Raw genomic sequence first — 14,906 nt, forward strand, 5'->3', positions numbered from 1 at the left:
CTCGGATACCGCCGAGATGTTTATCCGTCATGCAACTGGAGAGATGTCATGACTGAGAACGAAACCCGCTATGAAACCGGTGCGACGAAATATCCGGCAAAGACCGATGCCGACGCTTCCGATGAATTCTCCCAGGATGCGGCCGCCAACAAGAAGCCCGCCGGCGGCATCGGGCTCACCCGCCGGGTGGGCGAAGTGGAAGACCGAACCCGCCAGTCGGACGGACAAAACCCGCCAAGGCAAGGCACGCCGAGCGCCGCAACCGAAAAGACGTCCGGGGCCGGCCCCGCTATCGCGGAGCGTTCAAAGGACGCCAAGGCTCCGAAGAGCGGCCGCCAGCCTGGAGCGTATGTCAAGAAGTGATCGCTGGACGGGACCCGAGAGGTCCACTTGCGCCTTTCGCGACTGGTTGGTCGGTATCTGTCCGGGCCTCCTCGGCTACAATGCACGGCGCAATGCCGGCGCTTCCTGCTGGATATGATCCCACAGCCGGTTGGCGATCGGCCCATGCGGCCGGTCGCGGCGCCGCGCCACCACCAGTTCGTCGGTGCGGCCCGGCAGATGGCGGCCGGCAATGGATTGCAGGCGCCCGTCATGCAGTTCTTCCTCGATCAGGAAGCGGGGCAGGTGGCCCCAGCCAAGGCCCTGCAGGATTATCTCCTTCTTCATGCCCTGGTCGGCGACGAGGCATTGCGGCGCGCCTTCGATCAGCGAATAGTTTTGTTGTGGCGAATGGCGGGCGCTGTCGCGCATGACGCATTGGGTGAGTGCCTGCATCTGGTCCAGGGTGATCGGCTGCTCGATACGCTCGGGCAGAAAGCCCGGCGCCACCACGGGAATGAAGGACACCTTGCACAGATCGACCCATTCCACCCGCGCATCGCCCTTGTCGACCCAGTGCAGGATCAGATCGGCTTCGTCGTCGAAGAGACGCTCCCATGGGCCGCCGACCGCTTCGAAATGCAGATGCAGGCGCGTGCCGGGGCACTGTGCGAAGAACCGCCCGAGCATGCCCAGCACATGCGGGCGCGGGCACAGGTCGCCTATCACCACGTGGATCTCACTTTCTTCACCCATCGCCAACTGGGCGGCATGGACGCGCAAACCGTCCAGCTCGCGCAGCAGCGATAGCGCTCGGCGGTGGAACGACAGCCCTGCCTCGGTTGCACGCACGCGATAGCCGCTGCGGTCCAGGAGGCAAAGGTCGAGCTGTCGCTCCAGCTTGGCGACGGCAGCGAACACCGCCGGATGCGAGCGATGCAGCACGGCCGCCGCAGGCTGAAAGCCTCCGGTGCGAATCACCGCATCGAAGCATTGAAGGTCGTGGAGGGTAAATTCGGCCATGTCGGTTTTTATTACAGAGATTGTCCTGTCTTTGTAATATCAACAAAATTGTCCCTCGGCTACGTTTGGCCTCATTCAAAACGTTCCAGAAGGAATCTTCATCATGAATGAGCTGAATTTCGTCATAACGGGAGACGGCACGCGCATCGCCTACCGCTTCGACGGCGAGGCAAGCAAGCCGGTGCTGGTGCTATCGAATTCCATCGGCACCACGCTGCACATGTGGGACAGGCAGGTTGGCGAGTTGTCGAAGCATTTCCGTATCCTGCGCTACGATTTTCGCGGCCATGGCGGATCGAGCGTTCCTGTCGGCGCCTACTCGCTCGACCGGCTTGGCCGCGACGTCATCGAACTGCTCGACGCGCTCGACCTGCAACGCGTACATTTCCTTGGCCTGTCGCTTGGCGGGTTCGTCGCGCAGTGGCTCGGCATCCACGCGCCCGAGCGGATCGACCGGCTGATCCTGAGCAACACCTCGTCTCATCTCTCGCCGGCAAGCTATTTCGACGAGCGGATTGCCGCGGTGCGGCAGGCACCGGACATGTCGGAAACCGCCGAGACGTTCCTGAGCAACTGGTTCCCCGCGTCGATGGTTGCCGCCAACGAGCCCGTGGTCGAAGAGTTTCGCACCATGCTGCTGGCTATCGACCGGCAAGGCCTGGCGGGCCTGTTCGCGGCGGTTCGCGACGCCGATCTTCGCCGTACCGTAGCACTGATACCGCGACCGACGCTGGTGATCGCCGGTCGGCACGACACGGTGACAGCAGCCAGCCACGGCGAGATGATTGCCGCGGCGGTGCCCGGCGCGAAGCTGGTCGTGCTGCCCGCGGTCCATCTGTCGAACATTGAGTATCCGGCAGAGTTCATCCAGGCTGTGGTCGATTTCCTGCGCTGAGCTGGAGCGCGACGGAAAGGCGTCCGGCGCCAGTCCGGTGGTCGCCGAACGTTCGAAGGAGGCCATGGTTCAGAAGAGGGGCGGCGGCCTCGGTCAACGTGAGCGCCTAAGCCGAACCGAGCCCATCTGGCGAAAAGCGTCTTCAACGCTTTTCGGAACGATCCCGTCACCTTGCCATTATCAGCACGAGGGCAGGCTCGGACCCGACCTTAGAGGTGGCCGGTGACTTTCGAGCGCCAACACGAACACGCCGGAGGAAGCGATGACTGGACGCAAAACCCACGATCAACAAATTCGCATCATTGAAGAGCGGGAAAACACAAAGAACGCCGGCAAGGATTTCGATTCAGAGGCGGATCTGAAACGATCAGCGGCGGAACGCGAAGCGCTGCGCAAGGGATCGGACATGAGAACCGACACACCGGACCTCGTCGATCCGGACGACCGCAACATCCTTCGCGGCAAAAATCAGGAAAGCGTCCATCACAAAAACCGTCCTGACGACTAGATGAGCACCGATCCTGGAACATTTGTCATAGATTGGAGGCAGCCCATGGCACGCGGGAGCAAGAAACACATCGGAGCAGGTTCGCAGGGAAAGGGTTCTGGCACAGGCGCCATGACCGTAACGCCAAAGGACAAGCTCGAAGAAAACAAGGTTCTGTCCAATCGCGACAAGGCACAGCATTCCAAAGAACGCGGTTTGGACTCCAGGCAGGTCGCGACAGAGCAGCATCAGGATCATGCCGCCAACCGTTTACGGGACTGACGCCCTGCTGGACGCCAGCCTCGGCGCGCCGCTCGGAGGCCGTCAGAGTCGTTGCCGTCGCTATTTGACGCCGAGGCTCTCGGGCCAGAGCGCCTGGATTTCCTTCGGCAGCGCATCGCGCACCTTGGCCGACTGGCCCAGATCAATATGCCGTGCAAGAACTCGGAACACCGAGCGTGCCGCCTCCTCGGGATCGACGGGGCGGATCGATTTCAATTCCTCGCCGATGTGCTGCGAGAAGTTTTCAAGGGAGCGCGTTTTGTCCGGCTCGGCTGCGGGCCGGTAGTGGTCGTAATAGGCGCCGCGCACCAGGATCGGCAGTTCCGCCCCAAGTTTGGCCGCAAGCCCGATCTGCAGCCTGTCCCTTACGGTCCGTAAGACCGCGCCCAATATGTGCCATGCAATCCGCCGATCCGGACCATGATCGTCCATGATCTCGTCGAGCCAAATGTTGGTCGTCTGCAGCGTCCTGTCAAAAACATCCAAACCGGTAGCGCTCATCATCGCCTCCTCATCAAATTCATGTCTGGTTTCGAATCGATGCTTGGGGACAATCGTTTCGCTATCTGTCTACAAAATTGGCTCGGTCTGTGATCCGGCTCTGCTCCGGGATCACGGAACCGCTCTTGGTTGCGCTGGAACCCCTTCCGAAGCAGTTCGTTCCTTGGGTGGGCGGCTTTGAGGAGTTGATTGGGTGGGGGGAGCGCGTCCCGCAACAGGTTTTTTGCGATGCCTGCAAGGAAGACAAAAACCGATGAAGGCGAGAACCGGCAGCAACTCCTGCAGATGATGACCACGGAGCATTTGGTGCTGGGGACCGCCAGGGCGGCGACGATTCAGGAGGCGAATCAGCGCGCAAATTTGTTCCTGACTTCGGTATCCAGCGCCACGATCGCCCTTGCCTTCGTCGCCCAGGTGACAAGGATGGGGCTTCCTTTCATGCTGTTCAGCCTGATCCTGTTGCCATGCCTCTACTTCATCGGGCTGGTGACATTCGTCAGGGCTGTACAGGTGGCCATCGAAGACATGGTCCACGCCCGCGGCATGGCACGCATCAGGCACTACTACACCGAGCTTACTCCCTCGATGGCGCGCTATCTGGTTCACTCCACTCATGACAACCAAACGGCTCTGCTGGCCGATGTCGGCCTCAAGCCAAGGCCCTGGCAAGCGTTCGCCGGAACCGCAGGAATGGTGAATGTCGTCAACGGTGCCATCGCCGGTGTCTTTGCCGGCGTGATGCTCAAGGTTGTCATTGGCTCGACAGTCAGTCTTGCCGTGACTGTTGGCATTCTAGCCTTTGCGGTGAGCAATTGGTGCCTCTGGCAACATCACACGCGCAGTTGGGCAAGCGCGGAGCACAAGCTGAAGGTGCTGTTTCCGAACCTGCCGGACAGCGACGGCGAGGCGCGGATCGGATAACCCGTTCGAGAGGGACTGCAGAAGCACCAACTCGCTAGGCGGAAACCTCAAGCACGATCTTGCCACGCACATGCTCATTTTCCAGCCGTTCTTCCGCTTTGGCGACCTCTCCAAGAGGGTAGGTGGCTAGCACGAAGGGGGTGACCTTGCCGGCGTCGATGAGGCGGCCGATCTCGGCAAGGTGCGCCGCATTCGGCTCGGCCAGATAGGAGACGCCACGCGCCCGACGCAAGTTTGCCTTTTCCTGCGACGGTTGGGAAAGAGTGGAAACGAGCGTCCCGCCTGGCTTGAGCACATCCCAGGAACGGTCCTGCGTGTCGCCCGCGATAAGGTCGAACACCAGGTCGACCGCATTGACGACCTCTTCGAAACGCTGATTCTTGTAGTCGACCGTCTGATCGGCGCCAAGCTCACGCACGAAAACGACGTCCTCGGCGGAAACGGTTGTCGCGACGAACGCGCCCGCGGCCTTGGCCAGTTGGATCGCCAGATGACCGACGCCGCCGGCGCCGCCATGGATGAGAACCCGTTGCCCGGATTTGAGGCCGCCATGGTCGAAAAGGCCCTGCCATGCAGTGATGCCGGCAAGCGGCACCGCCGCGGCTTCGACATGGCTTAGACGATCCGGTTTCGCAGCCGCCTCCGTCGCCTTGACCACGACATATTCGGCATTGCCGCCCCGGTCATGACCAAGCATCGCAAATAACGGGTCGCCCTTCTTCAACGTATGCGCCCGCGTACCGCATATTTCCACCGTGCCGGACACGTCGCGCCCGAGCGTGATCGGCAGGGTTTCGCTCACCGACCCTTCGCGGGTCTTGTAGTCGATCGGATTGACGCTTGCGGCGCGGACCCTGAGCACAACCTCGTCGTCAAGCGGCTGAGGCGAGGGGACTTGATCGATCGAAAGGACCTCAGGTCCGCCAAAAGCGTGGATGCGGACTGCTTTCATGTCGGCATACCTCCTATTGTTTGGCTGTCGGCGACGGTGTCTGCATGTCGTCAGCGGCTGTGCAGCCCAGGTTGCGGAGGCAGCCACACCGGCTTCCCAGCCGGGCAACGCCGCCGCAAGGACGGCATCCTGCTAGGCCGTAGACTGCGTCGGCGGGTTCTGATTCATATGGCGGCAAGGCTGCAACCAGACTTGCTGGCCTTCTAACTGGGTAGCAGGCCGTTGGTTCCAACCACCACAATCGGCTGAACGTGGTGCCGGAAATTCTTTCCTCGGCCAGAGCATTCAGCCAGTCTTGATCCATCCGGCCTTATGCACACAGCTGTTTCGAGTTGCGACATCGAGGAGGAGAGGCGGGGCACCGGAGCTACCGGCGCGCTGGCCTGGAGATCGGATTGAAATCATTGATGGTGGGTCGCAGGGCTGCCGATCAATGCGGTTCGCACGCCGAACATAAAGCGGCGCGGCGGTGCGATGCGGACTTCAAGACGCTTCGCAGATCGGCAGCGGCTGCGGCGGCGGTGCCGGGTGATCCTTCCTGTATTGGGCGATGATCGGCTCGAGGGTCTTTCGCGGCCAGAATTTAGGTGTGCCGATTTCCTTTAGGCAGGACGCGTTCCAGTAGGCGCCCGGCTGTGAATGGTTGGCTGCGACCGCGGCGATGTCGCGCGATTCCGGGTAGATATAGAGCGTCGTCGGATTGTCCTTGACCATCGGGATAATCTGCTGCGCATCCGCCGGCGACCAGCTGGTGCAGCCATTGCTGCGGCCGCCGGCATAGTCGACCAGTTTGCCGAACGGCACGAAGCCGTCATGGTCGGCATGCGAACTTTTCGGGTTTTTGCGCAGGCATAGGCCGTGCAGCACCTGGGCGGCATGGCCGCCGATCACCCGCTGCCTGGCGTTCGCGGCCTCGCCTTCGCCGTCGAACTGGATGAAGGTGCGCTGGAAAACCGCGTCCTGTTTCGCAGCGGTGCGGTAATAGCCCTTGAACGAGGTTTTTGCCTCGCGGGTGATATAGCCGCCGCCGGCCGTCAACGACGAATCCATCGCATTGCCGAAATTCTTCGCGCACCGCTTGCTGTTCGAAAAATCGACAACGCCTTTCAAATTCCGGCCGCTGCCATGACCCGACGAAATCGCGCGAAACGACTGGCTGGCTTCGCAGATGACGTAATAGCGGCGCCCCAGAACGCCATCGCCCAGATCGCTGGGGCGCGTCGCATCCATGGCGAAGTAGCAGGGGTTCTTGACTGCACCTTGCGCGACCTTCTTCCGGTAAAGCGCGCGGGCTCGTTCGAGGACAATTTGTGAGATCTGGCCGTCGCTGTTGCCGATGTGAGCCTGCAGCCAGGCCGGAACGTCAGATGGTGCGGCAAAGGATCGAGCCGACATCGTCAAGGCAATGGCGGCGACGAGGAGGCTGAGGATCGGGACGATACCCAGAGGGACGAATCTCAACCGCACCGGATCAACTCCTGCCAAAGCCGTTTCCTTGCGGTGTTGCCGCCGGGAATCGATCATAAAGGGTCTCGCATTATCAGGCGAAACACATCTTGTTTAGCGCACCCTTTGTTAACGCGTGCCCTCCGCAAGTCCGCACGAAGAGCCATGAAGGAGATCGACGCGCGCAAATGCTCCTACGCCGGGATGCTGGCTCGAGGCTTGCAGCGGGCTCCCCGCATCTTTGAATGTCTGCGATTTTCGATACGCAGGGATTGAGCTATCATCTGATTCTGGCGCAGCCCACGCCTCCTCCCTCCGCCGGGAAAGCATCGTTCATGCAGGGCACTCTCATCACCGAACCGACTGTTCGAGCGCCAGGCATAAGGAGGGATTGCGGAAACTGCTCGCACCAGGAGGTTTTGCAATGAAGCTGTCCGCGCCCGTTTACCATCTGAAGCGTCAAGCCAAGCTGTTGTCCCGCGAGGCCAAAATTCCGCTCCACGAAGCGCTTGATCGTGTTGCAGCACAGGAAGGCTTCGCCAGCTGGAGTCTGCTTGCAGCCAAGGCAGCCGAGGCGGCGCCTGCCGGCATACTGTTTGCGCAACTTGCGCCCGGCGATCTTGTTCTGGTGGGTGCACGACCCGGCCACGGCAAGACGCTGATGTGCCTCGAACTCGCGGTCGAAGCCATGAAATCAGGCCATCGCGGTGTGTTCTTCACGCTGGAGTATACGCAGCGGGATGTGCTGGGCCGGTTTCGCGCCATCGGGGCGGACCCTGCACGGTTCAACGACCGGTTCGTGTTCGACAATTCCGACGCCATCAGCGCCGACTACATCGTCAGAACGCTGGCGGCGGCGGCGCGCGGTACGCTGGTGGTCATAGACTATCTGCAACTGCTCGATCAGAAGCGGGAAAACCCGGACCTGATGGCGCAAGTCCGCACGCTGAAGGCCTTTGCCCGCGACAGGGGATTGATCCTCGTTTTCATCTCGCAGATCGATCGCTCATACGATCCGGCGAGGAAGCCGGTTCCCGATATCAGCGACGTGCGGTTACCAAACCCTCTGGACCTGTCGCTGTTCGACAAGACCTGCTTCCTGAACAAGGGCGAAATCCGGTTCCACGCGGCAGGCTGACGATCCGGTCAGCCAGCCTTCATTGGGCCGCTGCCGGTAGATTCAGAGGCTGTGCAACCGATGCCGAACTGTGCTGCGCGCGCAATGCTTCGGCCGCCTGGCGAACCACTTCGGATATAAGCAGCAGCTGTTTGGCGATCGGGCTTGTCTTGCGCCAGATCATGCCGATCGTCCGCGATGGTTGGGGATTGGCGAAGTGGGCGATAGAGACTGCCGCGGAGCGCGTCTCCACCGGCACGGCCATTTCGGGGATCAAGGTGACGCCGACGCCGGCGCCGACCATCTGCACCAGGGTCGACAGCGAGCTGCCGTCCAGCAACTCGCGCGGCCGTGCCGAATGCATGTTGCAGAACGACAGCGCCTGATCGCGAAAACAATGGCCCTCCTCGAGCAGGAGCAGCCGCATCTCGCGCAGCATTTCGCGGTTGGGCACCGGCTTTCCCTCATCCTCGCCGGGCCGGACCAGCACGAAGTTCTCGGCAAACAGCACGATTTCCGTCAGCGAGGGTTCCGACACCGGCAAGGCAACGATGGCCGCATCGAGCCGGCCGTCGGCCAGTTCCTGGATCAGCTTCTGCGTCTGCGTTTCGCGCACGTGGATATCGAGCCCGTCATGCATGCGGGCGAGGTTGCCGATGATGGCAGGCAGAAGATAGGGTGCGATCGTCGGGATCACGCCGATGCGCAACCGTCCCACCAGCCGGTCGCGCGAGGCGCGGGCCAGATCCGTCAGCTCGTCCACCGAGCGCAGGATGTCGCGGACGCGCAAGGCGAATTCCTCGCCGAAATTGGTCAGCCGGACCTGGCGTGGGCCTCTTTGGAAAAGCGCCGTGCCAAGCGTTTCCTCCAACTCCCGGATCTGCACCGAGATGGCGGGCTGCGAGATGGCGCAGGCATCCGCCGCGCGTCCGAAATGGTTGTGCCGCGCCAGTGCCTCGAAATAACGCAACTGCTTCAGCGTCAGGTTTGTCATAATGTCATCTTATCGCTGTAATCAGGAAATCCAACTTAAATTAATCAGACGGCTTTGCTATACGAGTCGCAACGAAGATGAGGAGCAGCCGGGACCGCCTGGTGAGGCGCATGCCCGCAGCAACAGGACATCCAACATATTCGGTCGCGTATCGGGCATATGGTCATCGCGCCAGCCATGAAACGGACCGCCTCCAGGGACATTTCTATGTCCCTGTCACCCAGCAGTTGAACAGCTCAACACAGCCACGATCGGAGAAGAACATGGACGCACAGACCGATGATCCCAGCGCCGGCAAATGCCCCGTTGCACACGGATCCTCCAGCAGGAGCAACCGTGACTGGTGGCCCAACCAACTCGATCTTGGCGTTCTCCATCAGCAATCGAACCTTTCGGATCCGATGGGCGAAGAGTTCGACTATGCCGAGGAATTCAAGTCGCTCGATCTCGATGCGGTGATCAAGGACCTGCACCAGGTGATGACGGATTCGCAGGATTGGTGGCCGGCCGACTTCGGCCATTACGGGCCGCTGTTCATCCGCATGGCCTGGCACAGTGCCGGCACCTACCGCATCGGCGATGGCCGTGGTGGCGCCGGGGCAGGCCAGCAGCGTTTCGCACCGCTCAACAGCTGGCCGGACAATGCCAATCTCGACAAGGCGCGCCGGCTGCTGTGGCCGGTCAAGCAGAAATATGGCCGCAAGATTTCCTGGGCCGACCTTCTGATCCTCACCGGCAACGTCGCGCTGGAATCGATGGGTTTCAAGACCTTCGGCTTCGCCGGCGGCCGCGCTGACGTCTGGGAGCCCGAGCAGGACGTCGACTGGGGTTCGGAAACCAAGTGGCTCGACGACAAGCGCTATTCCGGCGACCGTGAACTTCGCGGCCATCTCGGCGCCGTGCAGATGGGGCTGATCTACGTCAATCCGGAAGGGCCGAACGGCACGCCGGATCCGCTGGCCTCGGCCCGCGACATTCGCGAGACCTTCGCCCGCATGGCCATGAATGACGAGGAGACCGTGGCGCTGATCGCCGGTGGTCACACCTTCGGCAAGACGCACGGTGCCGGCGATGCGTCGTTGGTTGGCGCGGAGCCAGAGGGCTCGATCATCGAGGCGCAAGGCCTCGGCTGGTCGAGCAAGCATGCTTCCGGCATTGCCGGCGACGCCATCACCTCGGGCCTCGAAGTGACCTGGACCACGACGCCGACCAAGTGGAGCAATAATTTCTTCGACAATCTGTTCGGCTTCGACTGGGAACTGACCAAGAGCCCGGCCGGCGCCCATCAGTGGACGCCAAGGGGTGGCGCCGGGGCCGGCACCGTTCCGGATGCGCACGATCCGTCAAAGCGCCGCGCGCCGGCGATGCTGACCACCGATCTCGCGCTGCGGGTAGATCCTGCCTACGAAAAGGTGTCGCGGCGCTTCCACGAGCATCCGGAGCAATTCGCCGACGCCTTCGCCCGCGCCTGGTACAAGCTGACCCATCGCGACATGGGTCCGGTCGCCCGCTATCTCGGCCCGCTCGTGCCGAAGGAAGAGCTGATCTGGCAGGATCCGATCCCGGCCATCGACCACGAGCTGGTCAGCGAGCAGGACATCGCCTCGCTGAAGGCGAAGATCCTGGCATCGGGCCTTTCAGTCTCCGAATTGGTCTCGACTGCGTGGGCCTCGGCCTCGACGTTCCGCAATTCCGACAAGCGCGGTGGCGCCAACGGGGCACGTATCCGACTGGCGCCGCAGAAGGATTGGGACGTCAACCAGCCGGCGGAACTGTCGAAGGTGCTTGCCAAGCTCGAAGCCATTCAGAAGGAGTTCAACGCGGGCAGCAAGAAAGTCTCTCTTGCCGACCTGATTGTGCTTGGCGGCGTTGCCGCGGTCGAGAAAGCCGCGAAGGACGGAGGCCATGAGGTGAAGGTGCCGTTCACGCCAGGCCGCATGGACGCCTCGCAGGAGCAAACGGACGTGCATTCCTTTGCCGCGCTCGAGCCAAAGGTCGACGGCTTCCGCAATTACGTCAGGGGCAAGCAGCCGATGTCGGTCGAGGCCATGCTGGTCGACCGGGCGCAGTTGCTGGCGTTGACCGCGCCGGAATTGACGGTGCTGGTCGGCGGTCTGCGCGTGCTCGGCGCCAATACCGGCGGATCGAAGCACGGCGTGTTCACCGACAGGCCGGGCACTTTGACCAACGACTTCTTCGTCAATCTGCTCAGCATGAACACGGTCTGGGATCCGGCCGCCGGCTCTGTTCCGGGTTCGGAAGAGGTGTACGAGGCGCGCGACCGCAAGACCAAGGCGGTCAGGTGGACCGGCACCCGTGCCGATCTGATCTTCGGCTCGCACGCCCAGTTGCGTGCGCTTGCCGAGGTCTATGGCTCCGCGGATGCAAGCCAGAAATTCGCCAGGGATTTCGTGGCGGCATGGACAAAGGTGATGAACGCCGACCGCTTCGACATCGCCTGACTTCGCATAAGGGTACTCCCGCGCGCCTGCGCCGGAGCTCCAGTCCTCCCAAGGACATAAGATCGGGGCCGCGTTTCCAGCGATGGAAACGCGGCCTTGTCGTAAGAGGCTGCTCCTTGGTGGACCGTGCCTTGCCGGGCAATGCTGCTATTTATCGGCGTAGCGTCTCCGCCGATGCACCATGATCGAAATCGTCAAACCCGCGCTTGAACATCTGCCATCCTACAAGGTGGCGCTCGAGCGCGGCTGGTCACCGGACAATGTGCGGCTGATGGAAGCGACGCGCGAGCAGCTCGCGGCCATCGAAAAGGATCCCGTGGCCTTTCTTGCCGACCTCGACAATCCCCAGGCCAAGGGCGGCCCGATCAGCTTGCCCGACGGCAAAAAAGTGCCGCGCCTGCCGGGCTTCCGCCGCTGGATCTGGGATGGCGAGGCGTCGGGCTCGATCGGCTTTCGCTGGCAGAAGGGCACGGCGGGACTGCCGCCGCATGTGCTCGGCCATATCGGCTATTCGGTGGTGCCGTGGAAGCGGCGGCGCGGCTACGCCACCGAGGCGCTGCGGCTGATGCTGGACGAGGCGAGGGCGGTCGGCCTGGCTCACGTCGAGATCACCGCCAAGCCGGGCAATCCGGCCTCGCACAAGGTGATCCTGGCCAATGGCGGCAAGCTCGTCGAACGCTTCTTCGAGGACGCCGCCTATGGCGGGGCGGAAAGCTTGCGGTTCCGGATCGAGCTGTAGGATGTGTCTCAACCATGCTCATCGGCGCACAGCGCATGATCCGACAGCGCGCGGATGACGTAGCAGTCGCCGACCGTCTGGCCATTGCAGCACGTGGCGATGCGTTCGAGCTCGGCCTCGAGTCGCTTCAACTGGGCAATCTTTTCCCGCACCGAGATCAGTTGCTCCTCGGCGATCTTGTCGGCGTGGCCGCAGGGCTGCTCGGGGTGGCCGCTCAAGTCGATCAGGGAGCGGATGTCGTCGACGGCGAAGCCGAGGTCGCGGGCGTGGCGGATGAAGGCCAACCGCTCCAGCTCCTGCCTGGAATAGCGGCGCTGGTTGCCTTCCGAACGCTCGGGCGCGGCGACAAGGCCCATCTGCTCATAATAGCGGATTGTCGGCACCTTGACCCCGGTGCGACGCGAGAGATCACCGATCGAAAACATGAAATTTTCCCTTGAAGCTCTAGTGACTAGAGCAATTATAGTGCCTGACATCAGCATTCAAGACCCATGCGGCGACGCCGCGCGGGCAAGACAGGCAGGTAATGTGATGACGACGCCGCTCAAGCAGGAAACGATCGGGCAGACACGGTTCAAGATCGGCGGCATGGACTGCGCCTCTTGCGCGGCCAAGATCGATACGGCGGTGCGTCGTCTCGACGGCGTCGCCGATGTCTCGGTTTCGGTGACCGGCGCCAGCATGACGGTCAGCCACAGCGGTTGGCTCAACGACGACAAGGTGCTGCGGCAGGTGGCGCGGCTGGGCTACGGCATCGTCAAGGCGGAAGGCGGGGCCGATGGGCGTGCTTCAGTGGCCAAGGATCATGATCATGCTGATCATGATCACAGCGATGCGGCGCCGGGGCAGGCGTGGTGGCGCTCCCGCCGTGCCGTGCTGACGCTGGCCTGCGCGGCAGCGCTTCTCGCCGCCTACGGCATCGGCCATCTTCTTCCTGCGGCCGAGCGCTGGGTCTTCCTTGCCGCCCTGCTGGTCGGCCTAGTGCCGATCGCACGGCGAGCGCTGATGGCGGCATTGGCCGGCACGCCGTTCTCGATCGAGATGCTGATGACCATCGCGGCGATAGGCGCCGTGATGATCGGGGCTACGGAAGAAGCCGCCGCCGTGGTGGTGCTGTTCCTGATCGGTGAACTTCTGGAAGGTGTCGCAGCCGGCCGGGCGCGGGCGAGCATCCAGGGACTTGCCGATCTGGTGCCGAAGACGGCCTTGGTCGAACGCGCGAGCGGCACATCGGAAGTTCCTGCCGAACAGCTCGGCGTCGGCGACATCATCCTGGTGCGGCCGGGCGACCGCATTCCGGCCGATGGCGAGATCATCGAGGGGTCGAGCGAAATCGACGAGGCGCCGGTGACCGGCGAGAGCACGCCCAAGCGCAAGGGCGTTGCGGACGTCGTCTTTGCCGGCACGATCAGCACCGACGGCGTGCTCAAGGTGCGGGTGACGGCTGCCGCGTCTGACAACACCATCGCCCGGGTCGTGCGGCTTGTGGAGGAGGCGCAGGAAGCCAAGGCGCCGACTGAACGCTTCATCGACCGCTTCTCAAGATACTACACCCCGGCGGTGCTGGCGGTCGGCGCGCTGGTTGCCCTGTTGCCGCCGCTGCTCATTGGCGGCGACTGGAACGAATGGATCTACAAGGGCCTGGCGATCCTGCTGATCGGCTGCCCCTGCGCGCTGGTCATCTCGACGCCGGCGGCAATCGCCGCGGGCCTTGCGGCCGGGGCGAGGCGCGGCCTGTTGATGAAGGGCGGCGCGGTGCTGGAAGGCTTTCGCCGGATCACGGCGGTCGCCTTCGACAAGACCGGCACGCTGACGGCAGGCAAGCCCGTGGTCACCGACATTGTGGCGTATGGAAGGGATGAACGCACCGTGCTGGCGCTGGCGGCAGCGCTGGAGCAGGGCTCCAGCCATCCGTTGGCGATGGCGATCCTGGACCGGGCCAAGGCCGACAAGGCACCGGTGCCGCCGGCTCTGGCGGCCAAGGCGATCTCGGGCAAAGGTGTCGAGGGCAGCGTCGGTGGCGTCGCCGTCTTCCTCGGCTCCGGTCCGGCGGCGGGCGAACGCGCCGACATGACGCAAGTGCAGCGCCTTGCCGTCGACAGCCTCAACGGGCAGGGCAAGACCGTCTCGGTGCTGGTCGCCGACGGCGTGGTGGCAGGGCTGATCGCCATGCGTGACGTGCCGCGACCGGATGCGGCGGCCGGCATTGCGGCGCTGAAGGCCGAAGGCATCCGCACGATCATGCTGACCGGCGACAATCGCCGCACGGCGCAAGCCATTGCCGCTTCGCTCGGCATCGAGGCGCGGGCGGAGCTGTTGCCTCAGGACAAGCAGCGCATCATCGGCGAATTGCAACGCGAAGGGCTCAAGGTCGCCAAGATCGGTGACGGCATCAACGACGCGCCGGCGCTCGCCGCCGCCGACATCGGCATCGCCATGGGTGGCGGCACCGATGTGGCGCTGGAGACCGCGGACGCGGCGATCCTGCATGGCCGGGTCATGGACGTCGTGCGCATGGTAAAACTGTCGCGGGCGGTGATGGCCAATATCGGCCAGAACATCACCGTGGCGCTCGGGCTGAAGGCGGTGTTCCTGGTCACCACCATTGCCGGCATCACCGGCCTTTGGCCGGCGATCCTGGCCGACACCGGCGCCACCGTGCTGGTCACCGCCAACGCCATGCGCCTGCTGCGCTGGCGCGGGTGAAGTGTTTTTGGTTGATCACGATCTTTTCGGAAAACCGGCGTCCCCTTTTCCGGATCGTGA

15 protein-coding genes are annotated in these 14,906 nt (G+C 63.0%); 9 read left to right on the top strand and 6 right to left on the bottom strand.

Annotation, left to right across the window (positions count from 1 at the left end; translation table 11 throughout):
* Positions 1–48: 48 nt before the first annotated feature.
* Positions 49–363, top strand: a complete 315-nt coding sequence (locus NKJ11_RS07585; RefSeq protein WP_352555724.1) for a hypothetical protein — start codon at positions 49–51, stop codon at positions 361–363.
* A 75-nt stretch (positions 364–438) separates the two neighbouring features.
* Here NKJ11_RS07585 and NKJ11_RS07590 read toward each other — a convergent pair whose 3' ends face one another.
* Entirely contained in the window at positions 439–1,344 is a 906-nt protein-coding gene (locus NKJ11_RS07590) for a LysR family transcriptional regulator (protein ID WP_352793004.1), read from the bottom strand.
* A 103-nt stretch (positions 1,345–1,447) separates the two neighbouring features.
* On the opposite strand from NKJ11_RS07590, the gene pcaD reads away from it, so the two are divergent.
* The 3 genes from pcaD (at position 1,448) to NKJ11_RS07605 (ending at position 3,008) form a co-directional block, all read left to right on the top strand.
* Complete coding sequence (gene pcaD, locus NKJ11_RS07595; RefSeq protein ID WP_128305498.1) at positions 1,448–2,239, top strand: 3-oxoadipate enol-lactonase; 792 nt, start codon at positions 1,448–1,450, stop codon at positions 2,237–2,239.
* A 262-nt stretch (positions 2,240–2,501) separates the two neighbouring features.
* Positions 2,502–2,747 (top strand): hypothetical protein, encoded by a 246-nt coding sequence (locus NKJ11_RS07600; RefSeq protein WP_023809680.1) that lies wholly within the window; start codon positions 2,502–2,504, stop codon positions 2,745–2,747.
* Between the two features lie 45 nt (positions 2,748–2,792).
* Entirely contained in the window at positions 2,793–3,008 is a 216-nt protein-coding gene (locus NKJ11_RS07605; protein ID WP_013530133.1) for a hypothetical protein, read from the top strand.
* A 60-nt stretch (positions 3,009–3,068) separates the two neighbouring features.
* Here the strand turns inward: NKJ11_RS07605 and NKJ11_RS07610 are convergent, their stop codons facing one another.
* Positions 3,069–3,509 (bottom strand): DUF2267 domain-containing protein, encoded by a 441-nt coding sequence (locus NKJ11_RS07610; RefSeq protein ID WP_128305497.1) that lies wholly within the window; start codon positions 3,507–3,509, stop codon positions 3,069–3,071.
* 228 nt (positions 3,510–3,737) lie between these two features.
* Here NKJ11_RS07610 and NKJ11_RS07615 point away from each other — a divergent pair, with 228 nt between their 5' ends.
* Positions 3,738–4,430 carry a hypothetical protein gene (locus tag NKJ11_RS07615; RefSeq protein ID WP_352440446.1) on the top strand — a complete coding sequence of 231 codons (693 nt, stop codon included), beginning with the start codon at positions 3,738–3,740 and terminating at the stop codon, positions 4,428–4,430.
* Between the two features lie 34 nt (positions 4,431–4,464).
* On the opposite strand, the gene NKJ11_RS07620 is transcribed toward NKJ11_RS07615, so the two are convergent.
* Both NKJ11_RS07620 and NKJ11_RS07625 read right to left on the bottom strand, forming a co-directional pair.
* A complete protein-coding gene (locus tag NKJ11_RS07620) occupies positions 4,465–5,382 on the bottom strand; it encodes an NADP-dependent oxidoreductase (RefSeq protein WP_128305495.1) in 918 nt (305 codons plus the stop codon).
* A gap of 483 nt (positions 5,383–5,865) precedes the next feature.
* On the bottom strand, positions 5,866–6,849 hold the full coding sequence (locus tag NKJ11_RS07625; RefSeq protein WP_128305494.1) for a hypothetical protein: 984 nt from the start codon (positions 6,847–6,849) through the stop codon (positions 5,866–5,868).
* Between the two features lie 403 nt (positions 6,850–7,252).
* On the opposite strand from NKJ11_RS07625, the gene NKJ11_RS07630 reads away from it, so the two are divergent.
* Positions 7,253–7,966, top strand: a complete 714-nt coding sequence (locus NKJ11_RS07630; protein WP_023809677.1) for a DNA helicase — start codon at positions 7,253–7,255, stop codon at positions 7,964–7,966.
* A gap of 19 nt (positions 7,967–7,985) precedes the next feature.
* Here NKJ11_RS07630 and NKJ11_RS07635 read toward each other — a convergent pair whose 3' ends face one another.
* Positions 7,986–8,939, bottom strand: coding sequence for a hydrogen peroxide-inducible genes activator (locus NKJ11_RS07635; protein ID WP_023809676.1), 954 nt, complete (start codon positions 8,937–8,939; stop codon positions 7,986–7,988).
* Between the two features lie 263 nt (positions 8,940–9,202).
* Between NKJ11_RS07635 and katG the strand changes: the two genes are divergently transcribed.
* Positions 9,203–11,401 carry a catalase/peroxidase HPI gene (katG, locus tag NKJ11_RS07640; protein ID WP_023809675.1) on the top strand — a complete coding sequence of 733 codons (2,199 nt, stop codon included), beginning with the start codon at positions 9,203–9,205 and terminating at the stop codon, positions 11,399–11,401.
* Positions 11,402–11,582: 181 nt separating this feature from the next.
* The gene (locus NKJ11_RS07645; RefSeq protein ID WP_128305492.1) at positions 11,583–12,140 is read left to right on the top strand and encodes a GNAT family N-acetyltransferase; all 558 of its coding nucleotides are present in this window, start codon (positions 11,583–11,585) and stop codon (positions 12,138–12,140) included.
* An 8-nt stretch (positions 12,141–12,148) separates the two neighbouring features.
* Here NKJ11_RS07645 and NKJ11_RS07650 read toward each other — a convergent pair whose 3' ends face one another.
* Entirely contained in the window at positions 12,149–12,565 is a 417-nt protein-coding gene (locus NKJ11_RS07650) for a MerR family transcriptional regulator (RefSeq protein ID WP_023809674.1), read from the bottom strand.
* Between the two features lie 106 nt (positions 12,566–12,671).
* On the opposite strand from NKJ11_RS07650, the gene NKJ11_RS07655 reads away from it, so the two are divergent.
* On the top strand, positions 12,672–14,846 hold the full coding sequence (locus tag NKJ11_RS07655; protein WP_128305491.1) for a heavy metal translocating P-type ATPase: 2,175 nt from the start codon (positions 12,672–12,674) through the stop codon (positions 14,844–14,846).
* Positions 14,847–14,906 lie beyond the last annotated feature (60 nt).

This window comes from Mesorhizobium sp. M0243 (assembly GCF_040321775.1).
Lineage (GTDB): Bacteria > Pseudomonadota > Alphaproteobacteria > Rhizobiales > Rhizobiaceae > Mesorhizobium.